The sequence below is a fragment of the Pseudoalteromonas sp. SR41-8 genome (assembly GCF_014163915.1).
In the GTDB taxonomy this organism is placed as follows: Bacteria; Pseudomonadota; Gammaproteobacteria; order Enterobacterales; family Alteromonadaceae; genus Pseudoalteromonas; species Pseudoalteromonas rhizosphaerae.
In genome coordinates this window covers 1-14,998 of record NZ_JACJEE010000033.1, presented here as the reverse complement: position 1 = coordinate 14,998, position 14,998 = coordinate 1, and the positions used below count along the sequence as shown (strand labels likewise).

The window sequence follows — 14,998 nt, the reverse complement described above, 5'->3', positions numbered from 1 at the left end:
TATCTCTAACAATCCTTTTATTGTTATCATCGTTAAGTCTAGCAGATACTTAGCCGAGCGTGGCTTTATAGCCTAAATTGCTCGCCCAGGTAAACATCGCGGACTGTTTGGTCGGCAAGTACATGCTCAGGGGTACCTGATGCAATTAACTCCCCATGAGAAACTATGTAGGCTTTTTCACAAACATCAAGGGTTTCTCGTACATTGTGGTCGGTAATAAGTACGCCAATACCACGGTTTTTAAGGTGTTCAATAATCTTCTTTATATCTAACACTGAAATAGGATCAACGCCAGCAAAAGGCTCATCAAGTAAGATAAATTTTGGATTTGCGGCTAAAGCGCGTGCAATTTCAACTCGACGACGTTCACCACCAGATAATGCCATACCTTGGCTGTCGCGAATATGTTGAATGCTAAACTCATCAAGTAAGCTGTCTAGTGCTTCTTCTCTGGCTTGTTTATTCAGCTCTTTACGAGTTTCTAAAATAGCCATCAGGTTTTGATAAACAGTTAACTTACGAAAGATGGATGATTCTTGTGGTAAGTAGCCAATCCCTAACCGTGCGCGACTGTGCATTGGCAGTAAAGTGATGTCATTATCATCAATACTTATTTTACCTTTGTCGCTAGGTACTAAACCCACAATCATATAAAAAGTGGTGGTTTTACCTGCGCCATTAGGACCCAGTAAGCCAACAATGCTGCCTGCGCTAACTTCTAAACCCACGCTTTTTACAACTTGGCGACCTTTATAGCTTTTTGCTAAAAATTCAGCTTTTAATATACTCATGGCTGCCCTTTAGGTTTGTCTTTTTTACTGTCAACAGGTACCAAAATAGTGTGTACGCGATCGTTTGAGCTTGCGCCTTTTTCAGCACTGATCAGCTGTTGGTCCATATCATAGGTAATGCTTTTGGCATTAATTTTTTGACCTGCTTGAGTGACTTGTGCATTACCAATTAACGTTAAATAGCGCTTGGCGACATCGTAACGGACTTCATCAGCACTGGCGCTCATTATTGTGCCATCAGTTTGTTTTTCTTCAAAGTAAGCAGGGTTACCAGTTGCAACAAGCAATTGTTTGTTATTGCCTAAATCTTCGCGCTTATGGACTTCAAGTCGATCCGCTTTGATACGGCGGTTACCATGAATGATTTCAACATTTTTTTCAAAAATACCGATATTATCTTTCAGTTGGGCAAGCTGCTTTTCAGCACTGATAGAGACTTGATCCGCAGGTGGTGCCGTATTTTCAGCAAAGCTTGCAAAGGCAATGAATAAGCTTGGTATCACAAGCAAGTGAGCAAATTTATTGGTCATAATATATGGTTCGCGTATGGTTAATTAGTTCTACCACTTCGGCTTTTAAGTCGGCATGGAGGCCGCGCCCAGTGATCTTTAAATTTGGTCCGATTAATTCAACTGGTTGTTCTGAACTCATGGTTTGTAGTTCAATATCAACCTGAATATTATCTGCGTTTATATGTTCAATCATGGCATTATTGGTCAGGTTTTTAGCAACCACATTACCTTCTAAAATTAATTGATGATTTTCATATAGGGTGGCTTCATCGGCATTAATTTGCCACGTTTGCTGTTGATTATAGAGTGTAAAAATAGGTTGTTCAAAGTAAGTAAACCCTAACTGTTGGTAAAGTTCCATTTTTGCAGCTGTTACTTTGTGGCTAATTTTACCTTGTTCATCAAACGCGGTTTGTTTTAATGCCACCGCAGTATAATCAGGTTTTGCTATTATATCTTCTTGGTTTTGTGTTATGGCAGTGCTTTGATAAAAATACGGATACCACAGCCATACCATACAGCCGACAAATAATACGCATAATATTAAACGCGCACTATTCATGAGCTTGTGCCTTCGCTAGTTAATGATTTACCATTTTCGAGCATTAATAAATCAGTGAGTTCACGCACCGCTCCAAAACCACCAGGGAGCATGGTTGTATAATGTGAAACTCGCTTGATCAAAGGGTGAGCATCATTTACTGCCACCGCAAAACCAACTAATTCCATTACCGGCAAGTCAGGTCCGTCATCGCCTATGTAAGCGATTTGTTCATCGGTTAACTGCAATTTATCTTTGAGCTGTTGATAAGCTTGCAACTTGTTTTCTTGACCTTGGTAAATATGCGGTACTGTCAGGCTAGTCATCCGTTGCTGAACTATCTGTGAATGACGACCGGTGATCACGGCAACTTCAAAACCGCTATTGATCAGTGCTTTGATACCAAAACCATCTTTAGTATTAAACGCTTTGAGTTCTTCACCTTGATTGCCAAGATAAATGCGGCCATCTGAAAACACCCCATCGATATCACAGATCAGGAGTTTGATTTTTTGTGCTCGCTCGCTCGCATCATCTGAAAGTGGCTGATATAAGTCAGCAAACTGCATTATAAAACTCCTGCTTTGAGCAAATCTTGCATATTAAGAGCACCAATAGGGTGGTGTTTATCATCAACTACAATTAAGCCATTGATACGCTTATTCTCCATAATATTGAGTGCCTCGGCGGCAAGCATATCCGCGGTTGCTGTAGTGCAAGAGCGGGTCATGACAGTGCTTATCAAAGTGCTATGAATATCTATTCGTTGCTCTAAAATTCGGCGTAAATCACCGTCAGTAAAAAGCCCCGCAAGTTGCCCTGTGTCATCAACAATGGCCGTCATACCTAAGCCCTTGGCCGACATTTCGATTAATGCATCTTTGATACATTGCTTGTCATTGATCATAGGCGTTGCTGGGCCACTGTGCATAATATCTTTTAAACACAATAGTAAACGTTTGCCTAAGCTTCCCCCAGGATGCGATAGCGCAAAGTCATCGGCAGTAAAGCCTCGGGTTTCTAACAGAGCAACGGCTATTGCATCACCCATCGCAAGCGTTGCAGTCGTGCTCGCAGTCGGGGCGAGTCCTAATGGGCAGGCCTCTTGACTTACTTTGATGCATACATGAGCATCAGCCCAATTTGCCATTGATGATTCAGGGTTACCTGTCATGGCGATCATTTTTGCGCCAATACGTTTAATAACCGGAATAATATTCAGTACTTCGCTGGTTTCGCCTGAGTTAGAAATAAGCATAACCACGTCATCACGAGTGATCATCCCTAAATCACCATGACTTGCTTCACCCGGATGGACAAAAAACGCAGGCGTGCCAGTGCTTGCCAGTGTTGCAGCAATTTTATTACCAATATGCCCAGATTTCCCCATACCGACTACTATGATCCTTCCGTGACATTGATACATCAATTGGCAAGCTTGATTAAAGTTTTCGTCTAGATATTGGGTTATATCAAGCAGTGCTTGGCGCTCTATTTCTAGCACCCGCTTACCTTGTTCAATAAAATTTAACTGCGTCATTGTGTTATCCATTTTGTGGGTAGCATTAAGCAACTTGGCTAAAAATATAACTCTGATATGCTAAAAATGCGACCAATAACAGGCCACCTTCAACTCTATTAATGCGTCTTGTACCTTTAAAGCTCAAGGACATAGCTATAAGGGCTATGGTAGCACCAATCATAATTAAGGCATCACGGTTTGCAGCTGAAGGGTCAATAATTGAAGGGTTGATAATCCCAGCCAGTGGCAACACAGCTAAAATGTTAAAGATATTTGAGCCAACAATATTACCCAGTGCTAAATCATCTTCGTTTTTTAATACCCCAGCAATACAGGCTGCCAGCTCAGGCAGACTGGTGCCAATAGCAATAATGGTTAACCCTATTACTAAATCACTTAGGCCAAAGTATTTGGCTATATCAACTGCTGAGCCAACTAAAAAATGTGAGCTCACAGGCAGTAATATCATACCAATAATTAACCAAAATAAAGCCGATTTGGTGGGCACGTTATCTGGTACGTCTTCACAGGCTTCACTTACAAATGGGTCATCAGCTTGGTTTTTAGCGCGAATAGAAATAATAACTAAGCCCGCAATAAAGACCACAAAGCCTATGATTAATGCAACGCCTTCAGCAAATGAAAAGTAGTTATCCGAAAATATATACCAGGCGGCGATTGACACTAGCAGCACAAGCGGCATTTCGCGTTTTAATGTCATTGATGATACTGATAGTGGGCGCAATAGCGCGGTAATACCTAAAACAAGTAAAATATTAGTGATATTTGAGCCAACGGCATTACCCACGGCAGTGTCAGTTTTACCTGCAAGCGCAGCTGATGCTGAGACCATCATTTCAGGGGCTGACGAGCCCATAGCAACAACTGTTAAACCAACAATAAGAGTAGGAACACCGAAATTTTTTGCCAGTGCCGCAGCACCATATACAAAGCGATCTGCACTCCAAACGAGAGCTGCAAATCCGAGAATTAAAATGACAAAAGAAGTCACCATTACGTTACGCCAATTATTCAAAATGAGATGGCTGCAAATAGTAACAAAAGCCAACCTGAAAGTATAAATAAAAGAATCTGCGAAGCTTGTTAGATTATGGACAGATTTGGACTGAGAAAAATTATTTAAGCGACGGTTAAGCCAACGGCTGTAAGCTTTGCAGCGCTATTACATAGAATATTACAAAATTTTACGATTTGTTTTTTCCATCTTGGTGTAAAAACGCTTAAAATAGGTGAACTAGTGAAAATAGTAATGGAGAGCGACTTGTCGCAACCAATAGTAGAAATCAAGGATGTAAGCTTTTCTAGGGGCAATCGCTGTATATATAAAAATATGAGCTTTAGTGTCCCTAAAGGAAAAATTACGGCAATTATGGGGCCAAGCGGAATTGGTAAAACCACCATGTTGCGTTTAATTGGTGGCCAATTAAAACCAGATAGCGGCACTATTTTATTCGAAGGTAATAACATTCCTACCATGTCGCGCAAAGAGCTTTATGCGGCGCGAACCAAAATGAGTATGTTGTTTCAAAGCGGCGCATTATTTACCGATATGTCAGTGTTTGACAATATCGCTTTTCCGCTGCGTGAGCACACTCGTCTAAGTGAAGATTTAATTCGCCTTGTGGTGCTAATGAAATTACAAGCTGTTGGCTTGCGTGGCGCACAAGATCTAATGCCTTCTGAGCTGTCAGGTGGTATGGCACGTCGTGCTGCATTAGCGCGTTCAATCGCGCTTGATCCTGAATTAATTATGTATGATGAGCCATTTGCAGGCCAAGACCCTATCTCCATGGGAGTGTTGGTTAAGTTGATTAAGTCGCTTAATCAAGTGCTTGGGTTATCATCATTAATCGTAACTCACGATGTAACAGAAGTAATGAGTATTGCCGATCACGTTATCATTATTGCCGATCAAGGCGTTATTGGTAGCGGTACACCGGATGAAATGCGTAATCATGAATCGGCCCTAGTTCAGCAGTTCTTAAAAGGATTATCTGATGGCCCAGTGCCGTTTCATTTTCCTGCTCAACCTTATCAAGAAGAATTACTGGGAGGGCGCCGCTGATGTTTGATTTTTTGCAAATGCTAGGTCATAAAACGTTAGGACGGTTTGCTGCACTTGGTCGCTCTACTCAGATGTTGATAGGTGCGTTGTGGAGTTTGCCTAATTTTAGAAAAGGCACGCCGCTTTTAATACGTCAATTATATATGGTCGGCTCGCAGTCACTATTGATTATCATGGTGTCGGGCTTATTCATTGGTATGGTGTTGGCGTTGCAAGGCTACACCGTACTAGTTGGTTATGGTGCAGAGGATAGCTTAGGCCCATTAGTAGCATTGAGTTTACTTAGAGAGTTAGGCCCTGTTGTTACTGCATTATTGTTTGCCGGGCGAGCTGGTAGTGCATTAACCGCAGAAATAGGTTTAATGAAAGCGACTGAGCAGTTATCAAGTCTTGAAATGATGGCTATTGACCCTCTTAAACGTATTATCGCGCCACGCTTTTGGGCGGGCTTTATCAGTATGCCATTACTGGCGTTGATATTTTCAGCAGTTGCAATTATTGGTGCTCATTTAGTGGGGGTTGATTGGTTGGGTGTTGATACGGGGAGTTTTTGGTCAATCATGCAGTCACAAGTGTCATTCCAGCAAGATATTTTAAATGGCATGATCAAGAGTTTTGTATTTGCCATCGTGGTTACATGGATTGCGCTTTATAAAGGCTACGATTGTATACCGACCTCTGAAGGGATCAGTAAAGCAACAACAGAGACAGTTGTACACTCATCTTTGGCTGTTTTAGGGTTTGATTTTATTTTGACAGCGGTAATGTTTACTAGCTAATAAAGGTATAGATAATGAATTCACGGAAATTAGAAATTTTAGTTGGTTTTTTTGTTGCGTTAGGCATAGCAGCTTTTGCTATGTTGGCGTTAAAAGTTGCCAATGCAGGGATCAGCGGCAACGGCGAAACCTACTTATTGAAAGCCAAGTTTGAAAACATTGGTTCATTAAAAACACGTGCGCCGATTAAAGTAGGTGGTGTAGTGGTTGGTCGAGTTGAGGGAATTTCAATTCACCCACAAGAATTTGTGCCAGTTGTTGATATGACGATTGATGCGCAATATCAATGTCGTTTTTCAGATACCAGCTCAGTTTCAATCCTGACATCAGGCATTCTCGGTGAGCAATACTTGGGGATTAACCCTGTTATTGCCCCAAAATCAGCTGAACAAGCGTGTTTAGGTGTTGCGGTAACGAGTGATGATAAAAACTTAGGGTTAGACGAGTTATTTGGTGTTGAGAGCAAAGCCTTAAATGATGGCGACTATATCACTGACACGAAATCAGCATTGGTGCTTGAAGAGTTAATCGGGCAATTTTTATTCAATCAAGGCGGCGAGTAAGTAATTATGTTTAAGAAATTTTTAATGGTAGTTGCGCTGACTTTCAGTGCCACTAGCGTAGCAAGCGATGCGGTCAATTTAACAGACCCATATAAAATGGTCCGCCAAGTATCTGATAATACTTTTCAACGTATTACTCGTGACCAGCCTTTAATCGAAAAAGATAAGGAGCACCTACGGGTTATTGTCAAAGAAGAGTTGATGCCTTACATTGATTATAAATATGCTGCACTGCGTGTATTAGGAAGTCATGTATCAAAAGTACGTGCGATTAAAGATCCTGCCGAGCAAAAACAAGCAGTTGAGGATATTAAACATTTTATTGATGTGTTTCAAGAATACTTAATCGCTACTTATGCTGGTGTGTTTACGCAATACACCAACCAAAAAGTAGAGTTTGGTGCAAGCAAAGAGTTTACAGGACAAGACCTAGTATTAGTGAAAACCAAAATTGTCGAGCCAGGCAAGCCGGAAATTAAAATTGATTTTAAAGTACGTGAAGATCGCGATGGCGAATGGCGTGCTTATGACATGGTTGCCGAAGGCATTAGTTTATTAGATGCCAAGCAAAGTGAATTTCAAGGCATTTTGCGCCAGCAAGGTATTAACCATGTAAGTGACCTACTTGAACAGAAAAGTAAGTTGCCAGTGCAATTTAGAGGTGACGGCGGTAATGAGTAAAGTAACGGTTACTCAGCTTGACGAACAGCACTATCGAGTCAGTGGTGAATTGACTCGAAATTCAATTTCCGCTGAACGACTTCTGAATAAAAACTCACAAAGTAACCATAAAAACTGGTATTTTGACCTTTCTGAGGTGTCTAGGGTTGACACGGCGGGCTTAGCTTGGTTAATTCACTCTTTCGCAGAATTAAAGCAGCAAGGTATTCACCTTGAATTGCAAAATATTCCTGAACAACTGCAAAAGTTGATGCAGTTGGGACAGGTTACCAACCTATTTGAGTGAGAGTTATGGAAACAAGCCAAGTCGAAACCTTATTGCGCGACGCATTGCAATTAGCTGAAGTACATGTGAAAGCCAACGGTAGTCATTATGAAGTTATCGCAGTCGGCGATTGTTTTGATGGTTTAAGCCGAGTGAAAAAACAACAGCTGGTATATGGTCCGTTGATGAACACCATTTCTGACGGCACAATTCACGCAGTTTCGATCCGTGCATTTACGCCAACTGAGTGGAAGCGCGAACAAAAATTCATTTTACCTCAATAAAAAGGTTTCCTCATGGATCAATTTGTAATTCAGGGTGGAACCGGACTTGCCGGTGAAGTCACTATCTCTGGCGCTAAAAATGCCGCTTTACCTATTTTGTTTGCAGCATTATTAGCTGACGGTAAAAGTACCTTTAATAATGTTCCTCGCCTGCGTGATATCGGCACTACTGAAGCATTATTAAAAACCCTCGGCGCAGAAATACACTGGCACGGCGAACAGCTCGTGATTGATGGTGGGAAAGTTGATAAAACATTAGCCCCTTACGAGTTAGTCAAACAAATGCGTGCTTCAGTATTAGCATTAGGTCCATTGGTTGCTCGTTTTGGTCAAGCACAAGTATCGCTTCCTGGTGGTTGTGCAATTGGTGCTCGCCCGGTTGATATTCATATTCAAGGTTTGGAGCGCATGGGCGCTGTTATTAGCGTTGAAAATGGTTATATCAATGCCAAGGTAGATGGGCGTTTAAAAGGTGCTGAAATCTACATGGAAATGGTCAGCGTTGGCGCGACCGAAAATTTATTAATGGCCGCAACCTTAGCTGATGGCAAAACCGTATTAGAAAACGCGGCGCGTGAACCAGAGATTATAGATTTAGCTGCTTGCTTAACAGCAATGGGGGCAAAAATTAGCGGTGCAGGCACTAGCCGTATTGAAATTGAGGGTGTTGAAAAGCTGCATGGTTGTGAGCATCGCATCTTGCCAGATCGGATTGAAACTGGCACATTTTTAGTGGCCGCAGCAATGGCGGGTGGTGAAGTGCTATGTAAGCTTACCGATTTTCATAGTTTAGAGCCTGTAATTGAAAAATTGCGTGCGACTAATGCTTTGATTGAAGTACATAAAGATAGTATTTATCTTGATATGCGTGGCCGTGAGCTTAAAGCCGTTAATATCAAAACCATGCCACACCCAGGTTTTCCTACCGATATGCAAGCGCAGTTTACTGCGTTAAATGTAGTCGCTAATGGCAGTGCGACCATTACCGAGACGATTTTTGAAAACCGTTTTATGCATGTACCAGAACTACAACGCATGGGTGCTAACATTCGTTTAGAGGGGAATACGGCAATTTGTGGTGACACTAAGAGTTTGAGTGGCGCACAAGTAATGGCAACTGATTTACGTGCATCAGCGAGCCTAATTTTGACTGGTATTGTGGCACAAGGTGAGACGGTTGTTGACCGTATTTACCACGTTGATCGTGGTTATCAACGGATTGAAGATAAACTCAGCGCGTTAGGTGCTAACATCAAACGTCGAAGTAGTTAATAGCCTAGGGCCTAGAACCTAGGTCCTAGCTTCTAGGCCCTAGGTTTTATAGTTTAGTCTCTAACTCTGCAACCTTCACCATCACTTTTAGTACTTCTCCGCTTCGATAAAGTTCAAACTCTATTTCATGCCCCGGCTCTGAATTACCAATTGTGGTCAAGGTTTTTTGCGGGTTAGTGACATCTTCACCGGCAATTTTAATCACAATATCTTGTTCTTTAATACCAGCTTGCCATGCTGGACCTAATGGATCTAGATTGGTTATACGCAAGCCCGCAACAGGGGTGAATTTATCGCTAACTTCTTTACCCGTACTATCAACGGCAGTACCGGTGAAGCCCAAATAACCACGTACAACACGGCCATGACGGATCAGTTTATCCATTACCTCTTTTGCTAATGAGTAAGGTACTGCGAAGAATATGCCTTGGATATCGAGGTTCTCTCGGGTTTTAAATTGTGCAGAGGTGATCCCAACCAAGTCACCGTTAGAGTTTACTAGCGCGCCACCTGAATTGCCGACATTAATTGCCGCATCCATCTGTAGTAGGCTATTGTAAGGACTATCGGTAATTTTTTGTTTACCCGTGGCACTGATGATCCCTTGGGTGATTGTTTGTCCTAAATTAAGCGGATTACCAATCGCCAGTACCACATCGCCCACACGTGGCGTAAAACGCTCACTAATTGGAATAACGGGCAAATGCTCCACGTTAATTTTCAACAGTGCTAAGTCGGTGATGGTATCAAAGCCGATGAGCTGAACATCAAAATAACGGCGGCCATCAGTAAGCAGCACCATAATTTGATCAGCATTATTGATCACATGATAGTTGGTAAGAATATAGCCATCACTTGACATGATTACACCGGAGCCAAGTTCTTGCACGGTGTTTTGCCGTTTATAACGAGGTTCCTTTGAAATGCTCTCAGAAATGATTGTCACAACAGATGGCGCTGCGCGCTGTACTGCATCGGCAAAGCTCAAATGGTCAATACTCATAGCACTTGGTAAGGGTACATTGGGTAACAGCGTTGCACGCATATTTGGGCTAAAAAATACTACCAAAAATGCGATACCGAGTCCGGCAAATAGCGGGGGGAGGACAAACTTAAAAAATTTCAGCACAATTTTCTTATTCTTAATGAGCGATCTTCTAATGATGGCACAAAAAAAATAGCAGCGGCAAGTACCACTGCTATTATTTATGTTATTTACCTAATATTTATTTTATTGGATTAAAACAAATACCGACTCACGACCGCGTTGTACTCCAAGTACGATGTTACCTTTAGTATTTTCGATGATCTTATTCATGTCACTAATTGTTTCAACACGCTGACGGTTTACTTGCATTACCACGTCGCCTTCTTCAAGGCCTACTCTAGCCGCTGGTGAGCGCGGATCAACAGTTGTCACCTCAACCCCTTTATTACCATTCTTTTGGGTGTTTTCAAGTGTTGCACCTTGGAAGGCTGGATGTAGTTCATCACCGGCTGCGGTTAGTGCTGATGCGCCATCAAGGGTCACTTTAACGGTTTGCACTTTACCATCACGATAAATGCCTAATTTTACCTTTCTGCCTTCACCTAGCGTGGCGATTTTACTGCGCAGTTCATGGAAGCCGCTGATCTCACTACCATCAATACTAATAATTACGTCACCTGCTTTAATACCGGCTTCACTGGCGGCAGAATCATCCATTACTTGCATAACATAAGCGCCTTGTTTTACATCAAGCTGTTGTGCTTTAGCAAGGCCAGCATCCAGTGGGCGCCCAGAAATACCTAGTGAGCCACGGCGTACTTCACCATGTTCAATAATTTGGTCAACGAGATTTTTCATCATATTGGATGGAATCGCAAAGCCGATACCAACATTGCCACCCGATGCACCTAAAATGGCCGTGTTAATACCAATTAGCTCACCGTTTAAGTTAACTAGCGCACCACCTGAGTTACCTTGATTAATTGCAGCATCGGTTTGAATAAAATCTTCATAACCTTCAATATTTAAACCACTACGGCCCAGTGCACTAACAATCCCTGAGGTAACAGTATGGCTTAAACCAAATGGGTTACCAATTGCTACTGCAAAGTCACCCACTCGTAGTTGATCTGAGTTTGCCAGTTTAACGGCGACTAAATCCTCGGCATCAATTTTTAATAACGCGATGTCTGATTCTTTATCGCTACCGATTTTAGTTGCTTCGTATTCACGACCATCTTCAAGAGTAACCAACATTTTTTCAGCATCTTGAACTACGTGGTTATTGGTAACGACATAGCCTTCTTTGGCGTCAATAATAACGCCTGAGCCTAAACCACTAAATTCACGCTTTTGGCTACGCGGTTGCGGATTGCCAAAAAAGAAATCAAGCGGATCAGCGCGACGACGGACTTCCTTTGAACCGGAGACTTGGATACTAACAACGCCTGGTGTTATTTGTTCTAGCATCGGCGCTAACGTCGGTAATTGTTGACCATTGACTGCGATAGGCATCTTAGCCATTGATACTGCAGGGGTTAATAATAAACTGGCAGATAACATTGCTGCACTGATTAACGATAATTTCATTTTCATAGTCAGGGTTTACTCCACATCACAGGAAAAAGCACAAACAAAAAAGGCTGCATAAGCAGCCTTTTATCAATTTAGTTCAAAACATTTTAAAGTAGGTTCGCTCTTTAGAATGTTTTGAAATGCATGTAAAACATAAGCTGCTTTATAAACAGACTATGGGGTCAAAAAAAAGTTCATCAAGAAGCTTTAGAAATTTCTGAAACCTTAATTAAACTTTGTCCGGCTCGGCTACTTTTGGTTCGCCGGCGAATAAGCCTGATTCACCTGATACATAATCAGCAGGTTGAGCATGTGCCGATGAACGGTCACTTTGGCGTTCCTTTAGTGAGCGCTGTAGCTGCTCAGTCGTTTCTTTAGAAAAAAATGGTTCGTTAGGATGCTGTTTTTTATCAGCTAGTAGCAGCTTGTTAGTTTCATCAACATGATTTAACAATTGGTCGTAGTTGTCTTTCATTTTGTTGACGAGTCTACCAGTGCTTGCTAAATGATCTGCAACATCTTGACGGTATTGCTCTAATGCATTTTTAGCTTGTTCTGCTTGTTGCTCTAATTCATCTTGCTTAAATTGCTTTTTAGTGACGAAGGCGCCAAGGAAAAATGCAGCTACTGCCACAATAACAATAATGCCGATCCAAGTAACTGTACCCATAATTCTACCCCTTTGGGAATTAATACATAAAAATAAAATAACGCCTAGATTGCGTACTCAAGAATAAATCCTGTTGCTGCTAATATACCCCGAGTTACGATGCGTGTTAACATATTGCGTAAATTAAACCGTGTTTTATTGTAACTATCTATGACTCCTTGGCAAAAGTACCAACAAGATTTACAGCGTGAAGACTTTGTTTACGATGCTGCGCAAGAAAATGCAGTACGTCATCTACAAAGGCTCTTCGATGACTTAACAGCACAAAAGCCCGCAGCTAGAGGCTGGTTCTCTAAACTATTTAATAAAAATAGCACGGCGCCTATAAAAGGTTTGTATTTTTGGGGGGGAGTAGGGCGTGGTAAAACCTATTTGGTAGATACCTTCTATGAGGCGCTGCCGGGAACACGCAAGATGCGCGTGCATTTTCATCGTTTTATGCACCGTGTTCACGAAGAGCTAAAAAAATTAGACAAAACTGCTAACCCCTTAGAAGTTGTGGCTGATATTTTTAAAGCTGAAACCGACATTATCTGCTTTGACGAATTTTTTGTGCAAGACATTACTGATGCCATGCTGCTTGGTGGTTTAATGGAAGCCTTATTTGCGCGCGGCATTGTGTTAGTGGCAACGTCTAACATTATACCTGATGAGTTATATCGAAATGGTTTGCAGCGTGCTCGCTTTTTACCTGCAATCGCACTTGTTAATGCAAACACTGAGATTGTGAATGTGGATTCTGGCATTGATTACCGATTGCGTACTTTAGAGCAAGCAGAGATATTTCATAGCCCACTAGATGAACAAGCCGATAAAAATCTGTTTGAGTATTTTGATAAGTTATCTCCAGAGCCGGGTAAACTCGATCACCCCATCGAAATCGAAGGGCGAATGATCAAAACCCGTAAGGTCGCTGATTGTATTGTGATGTTTGATTTCTCTCAGTTGTGTGAAACCGCACGTAGCCAAGTCGATTATATGGAAATAAGCCGTTTATATAACACTGTTATTTTATCGAACGTAAAACAGCTTGGCCAAAATAACGACGATGCCGCCAGACGCTTTATTGCGTTAGTCGATGAGTTTTACGAACGCCACGTCACACTTATTATTTCTGCTGAAAAACCTATTACGGAACTCTACACGCAAGGCAACCTTAACTTTGAGTTCAGACGTTGTATTAGTCGATTGCAAGAAATGCAGTCGTTAGAGTACCTAGCAAGAGAGCATTTGGTTTAATGTAGCTGTAAGTTATAAGCCGTCAGGTAAAGAGAAGATTTTCTTGACTCTTAAGTTGATAGGGACAAAGTTTTGATAGCTGATAGAACAATTTTCTTGTGGAAAAAACAACCGTCGAGTAGCAATGTGATAAAAGTGCTGGTATACTCCCGCGTCTGCCACGTTGCGTTCTATTGCCTTCATTAGATTAGCCTCTTTTGAATGGCGCAAAAGTCTTAAACTCGAAGGGGTTGGAGCAAACATTTAGAGCGGTAATTAATAATAATTACCTGTGGTTTTAATTGAAAAACATTGGATTTTTATAAATGAAAACGTTTGTTGCTAAACCAGAAACAGTAAAACGTGACTGGTACGTAGTTGACGCTGAAGGTAAAACTTTAGGTCGCATCGCTACTGAAATCGCTCATCGCCTACGCGGTAAGCACAAAGCTGAGTACACTCCACACGTAGATACTGGTGATTACATCATCGTTATCAACGCGGAGAAAGTTACTGTAACTGGTAACAAGTTCAAAGATAAAGTGTACTATGCTCACTCTGGTTTCCCAGGTGGTCTTAAGTCTACTACTTTTGATAAACTTCAAGCTGCAAAGCCTGAAATGATCATCGAGAAGGCTGTTAAGGGCATGTTGCCACGTGGTCCTTTAGGCCGCGCAATGTACCGTAAACTTAAAGTTTACGCAGGTACTGAGCACAACCATGCTGCACAACAGCCTCAGGTTCTAGACATTTAAGGAGCACTAACATGGCAAATCAATACTACGGTACAGGTCGTCGTAAAAGTTCAAGTGCTCGCGTATTCTTACGCCCAGGCACTGGTAACATCGTAATCAACAATCGCTCTTTAGAAGAGTATTTTGGTCGCGAAACAGCACGCATGGTTGTTCGTCAAGCTTTAGGGCTTGTTGATATGACTGAAAAGTTTGATCTTTACATCACCGTTGCTGGTGGTGGTACTACTGGTCAAGCTGGTGCTATCCGTCACGGTATCACTCGTGCACTTATGGAGTTTGACGAGTCACTACGTCCACAACTTCGTAAAGCAGGTTTCGTTACTCGTGATGCACGTAAAGTTGAACGTAAGAAAGTGGGTCTTAAGAAAGCGCGTAAGCGTCCACAGTTCTCAAAACGTTAATATTTACGTTATCAAGAATTTCAAAAACCCAGCTTCTGCTGGGTTTTTTGTTTTTGGAGTTATAAAAGTTAGCGAAAGTAAAGTTAGCGAGAGTA

The 14,998-nt window shown here is 41.8% G+C and carries 19 protein-coding genes; 10 read left to right on the top strand and 9 right to left on the bottom strand.

Annotation, left to right across the window (positions count from 1 at the left end; all coding sequences use genetic code 11):
• Positions 1 to 65: 65 nt before the first annotated feature.
• The 6 genes from lptB to H5162_RS17590 are packed head-to-tail and all read right to left on the bottom strand — an operon-like array spanning position 66 to position 4,381.
• Positions 66 to 791, bottom strand: a complete 726-nt coding sequence (gene lptB / locus H5162_RS17615) for an LPS export ABC transporter ATP-binding protein (protein ID WP_145236746.1) — start codon at positions 789 to 791, stop codon at positions 66 to 68.
• The gene (gene lptA, locus H5162_RS17610; protein WP_145236749.1) at positions 788 to 1,321 is read right to left on the bottom strand and encodes a lipopolysaccharide transport periplasmic protein LptA; all 534 of its coding nucleotides are present in this window, start codon (positions 1,319 to 1,321) and stop codon (positions 788 to 790) included. Before lptA ends, lptB begins: the two co-directional genes overlap by 4 nt.
• Positions 1,311 to 1,865, bottom strand: coding sequence for an LPS export ABC transporter periplasmic protein LptC (gene lptC, locus H5162_RS17605; RefSeq protein WP_182779154.1), 555 nt, complete (start codon positions 1,863 to 1,865; stop codon positions 1,311 to 1,313). The genes lptA and lptC overlap by 11 nt, the downstream gene beginning before the upstream one ends.
• Positions 1,862 to 2,413 carry a 3-deoxy-manno-octulosonate-8-phosphatase KdsC gene (gene kdsC, locus H5162_RS17600; protein WP_182779152.1) on the bottom strand — a complete coding sequence of 184 codons (552 nt, stop codon included), beginning with the start codon at positions 2,411 to 2,413 and terminating at the stop codon, positions 1,862 to 1,864. Before kdsC ends, lptC begins: the two co-directional genes overlap by 4 nt.
• Entirely contained in the window at positions 2,413 to 3,384 is a 972-nt protein-coding gene (locus H5162_RS17595; RefSeq protein ID WP_145236758.1) for a KpsF/GutQ family sugar-phosphate isomerase, read from the bottom strand. The genes kdsC and H5162_RS17595 overlap by 1 nt, the downstream gene beginning before the upstream one ends.
• Before the next feature lie 25 nt (positions 3,385 to 3,409).
• Entirely contained in the window at positions 3,410 to 4,381 is a 972-nt protein-coding gene (locus H5162_RS17590; RefSeq protein ID WP_145236761.1) for a calcium/sodium antiporter, read from the bottom strand.
• Between the two features lie 255 nt (positions 4,382 to 4,636).
• On the opposite strand from H5162_RS17590, the gene mlaF reads away from it, so the two are divergent.
• The 7 genes from mlaF to murA are packed head-to-tail and all read left to right on the top strand — an operon-like array spanning position 4,637 to position 9,296.
• Positions 4,637 to 5,452 carry a phospholipid ABC transporter ATP-binding protein MlaF gene (gene mlaF, locus H5162_RS17585; RefSeq protein WP_182732390.1) on the top strand — a complete coding sequence of 272 codons (816 nt, stop codon included), beginning with the start codon at positions 4,637 to 4,639 and terminating at the stop codon, positions 5,450 to 5,452.
• On the top strand, positions 5,452 to 6,231 hold the full coding sequence (mlaE, locus tag H5162_RS17580; protein ID WP_145236765.1) for a lipid asymmetry maintenance ABC transporter permease subunit MlaE: 780 nt from the start codon (positions 5,452 to 5,454) through the stop codon (positions 6,229 to 6,231). The genes mlaF and mlaE overlap by 1 nt, the downstream gene beginning before the upstream one ends.
• Positions 6,232 to 6,245: 14 nt before the next feature.
• Positions 6,246 to 6,794 carry an outer membrane lipid asymmetry maintenance protein MlaD gene (gene mlaD, locus H5162_RS17575; RefSeq protein WP_182732388.1) on the top strand — a complete coding sequence of 183 codons (549 nt, stop codon included), beginning with the start codon at positions 6,246 to 6,248 and terminating at the stop codon, positions 6,792 to 6,794.
• Between the two features lie 6 nt (positions 6,795 to 6,800).
• Positions 6,801 to 7,475: a phospholipid-binding protein MlaC gene (locus tag H5162_RS17570; protein WP_182779150.1), complete on the top strand. Its 675-nt coding sequence runs from the start codon at positions 6,801 to 6,803 to the stop codon at positions 7,473 to 7,475.
• The gene (locus tag H5162_RS17565; RefSeq protein ID WP_145236776.1) at positions 7,468 to 7,761 is read left to right on the top strand and encodes a lipid asymmetry maintenance protein MlaB; all 294 of its coding nucleotides are present in this window, start codon (positions 7,468 to 7,470) and stop codon (positions 7,759 to 7,761) included. The genes H5162_RS17570 and H5162_RS17565 overlap by 8 nt, the downstream gene beginning before the upstream one ends.
• 5 nt (positions 7,762 to 7,766) lie before the next feature.
• Positions 7,767 to 8,024: a BolA family protein gene (locus H5162_RS17560; protein WP_145236780.1), complete on the top strand. Its 258-nt coding sequence runs from the start codon at positions 7,767 to 7,769 to the stop codon at positions 8,022 to 8,024.
• A gap of 12 nt (positions 8,025 to 8,036) precedes the next feature.
• Positions 8,037 to 9,296: a UDP-N-acetylglucosamine 1-carboxyvinyltransferase gene (gene murA, locus H5162_RS17555; RefSeq protein ID WP_145236783.1), complete on the top strand. Its 1,260-nt coding sequence runs from the start codon at positions 8,037 to 8,039 to the stop codon at positions 9,294 to 9,296.
• Between the two features lie 46 nt (positions 9,297 to 9,342).
• Here murA and H5162_RS17550 read toward each other — a convergent pair whose 3' ends face one another.
• The 3 genes from H5162_RS17550 to H5162_RS17540 form a co-directional block, all read right to left on the bottom strand.
• A complete protein-coding gene (locus tag H5162_RS17550; protein WP_145236786.1) occupies positions 9,343 to 10,425 on the bottom strand; it encodes a trypsin-like peptidase domain-containing protein in 1,083 nt (360 codons plus the stop codon).
• 102 nt (positions 10,426 to 10,527) lie between these two features.
• Positions 10,528 to 11,880 (bottom strand): Do family serine endopeptidase, encoded by a 1,353-nt coding sequence (locus tag H5162_RS17545; RefSeq protein ID WP_182732389.1) that lies wholly within the window; start codon positions 11,878 to 11,880, stop codon positions 10,528 to 10,530.
• A 208-nt stretch (positions 11,881 to 12,088) separates the two neighbouring features.
• A complete protein-coding gene (locus tag H5162_RS17540) occupies positions 12,089 to 12,529 on the bottom strand; it encodes a YhcB family protein (RefSeq protein ID WP_145236792.1) in 441 nt (146 codons plus the stop codon).
• Between the two features lie 150 nt (positions 12,530 to 12,679).
• On the opposite strand from H5162_RS17540, the gene zapE reads away from it, so the two are divergent.
• The 3 genes from zapE (at position 12,680) to rpsI (ending at position 14,903) form a co-directional block, all read left to right on the top strand.
• Complete coding sequence (zapE, locus tag H5162_RS17535; RefSeq protein ID WP_145236796.1) at positions 12,680 to 13,768, top strand: cell division protein ZapE; 1,089 nt, start codon at positions 12,680 to 12,682, stop codon at positions 13,766 to 13,768.
• Between the two features lie 305 nt (positions 13,769 to 14,073).
• Positions 14,074 to 14,502 carry a 50S ribosomal protein L13 gene (gene rplM / locus H5162_RS17530; RefSeq protein WP_002957960.1) on the top strand — a complete coding sequence of 143 codons (429 nt, stop codon included), beginning with the start codon at positions 14,074 to 14,076 and terminating at the stop codon, positions 14,500 to 14,502.
• 11 nt (positions 14,503 to 14,513) lie between these two features.
• Positions 14,514 to 14,903 carry a 30S ribosomal protein S9 gene (rpsI, locus tag H5162_RS17525; RefSeq protein WP_016710054.1) on the top strand — a complete coding sequence of 130 codons (390 nt, stop codon included), beginning with the start codon at positions 14,514 to 14,516 and terminating at the stop codon, positions 14,901 to 14,903.
• Positions 14,904 to 14,998 lie beyond the last annotated feature (95 nt).

Bases quoted from the DNA above. Each gene is read 5' to 3' on its own strand.
- H5162_RS17590 (WP_145236761.1), bottom strand. From the start codon at position 4,381: ATGGTGACTTCTTTTGTCATTTTAATTCTCGGATTTGCAGCTCTCGTT.
- rplM (WP_002957960.1), top strand. From the start codon at position 14,074: ATGAAAACGTTTGTTGCTAAACCAGAAACAGTAAAACGTGACTGGTAC.
- H5162_RS17565 (WP_145236776.1), top strand. From the start codon at position 7,468: ATGAGTAAAGTAACGGTTACTCAGCTTGACGAACAGCACTATCGAGTC.
- zapE (WP_145236796.1), top strand. From the start codon at position 12,680: ATGACTCCTTGGCAAAAGTACCAACAAGATTTACAGCGTGAAGACTTT.
- mlaF (WP_182732390.1), top strand. From the start codon at position 4,637: ATGGAGAGCGACTTGTCGCAACCAATAGTAGAAATCAAGGATGTAAGC.
- mlaE (WP_145236765.1), top strand. From the start codon at position 5,452: ATGTTTGATTTTTTGCAAATGCTAGGTCATAAAACGTTAGGACGGTTT.
- kdsC (WP_182779152.1), bottom strand. From the start codon at position 2,413: ATGCAGTTTGCTGACTTATATCAGCCACTTTCAGATGATGCGAGCGAG.
- H5162_RS17595 (WP_145236758.1), bottom strand. From the start codon at position 3,384: ATGACGCAGTTAAATTTTATTGAACAAGGTAAGCGGGTGCTAGAAATA.
- lptB (WP_145236746.1), bottom strand. From the start codon at position 791: ATGAGTATATTAAAAGCTGAATTTTTAGCAAAAAGCTATAAAGGTCGC.
- H5162_RS17570 (WP_182779150.1), top strand. From the start codon at position 6,801: ATGTTTAAGAAATTTTTAATGGTAGTTGCGCTGACTTTCAGTGCCACT.
- H5162_RS17560 (WP_145236780.1), top strand. From the start codon at position 7,767: ATGGAAACAAGCCAAGTCGAAACCTTATTGCGCGACGCATTGCAATTA.
- H5162_RS17545 (WP_182732389.1), bottom strand. From the start codon at position 11,880: ATGAAAATGAAATTATCGTTAATCAGTGCAGCAATGTTATCTGCCAGT.
- lptC (WP_182779154.1), bottom strand. From the start codon at position 1,865: ATGAATAGTGCGCGTTTAATATTATGCGTATTATTTGTCGGCTGTATG.
- H5162_RS17540 (WP_145236792.1), bottom strand. From the start codon at position 12,529: ATGGGTACAGTTACTTGGATCGGCATTATTGTTATTGTGGCAGTAGCT.
- lptA (WP_145236749.1), bottom strand. From the start codon at position 1,321: ATGACCAATAAATTTGCTCACTTGCTTGTGATACCAAGCTTATTCATT.
- rpsI (WP_016710054.1), top strand. From the start codon at position 14,514: ATGGCAAATCAATACTACGGTACAGGTCGTCGTAAAAGTTCAAGTGCT.
- mlaD (WP_182732388.1), top strand. From the start codon at position 6,246: ATGAATTCACGGAAATTAGAAATTTTAGTTGGTTTTTTTGTTGCGTTA.
- murA (WP_145236783.1), top strand. From the start codon at position 8,037: ATGGATCAATTTGTAATTCAGGGTGGAACCGGACTTGCCGGTGAAGTC.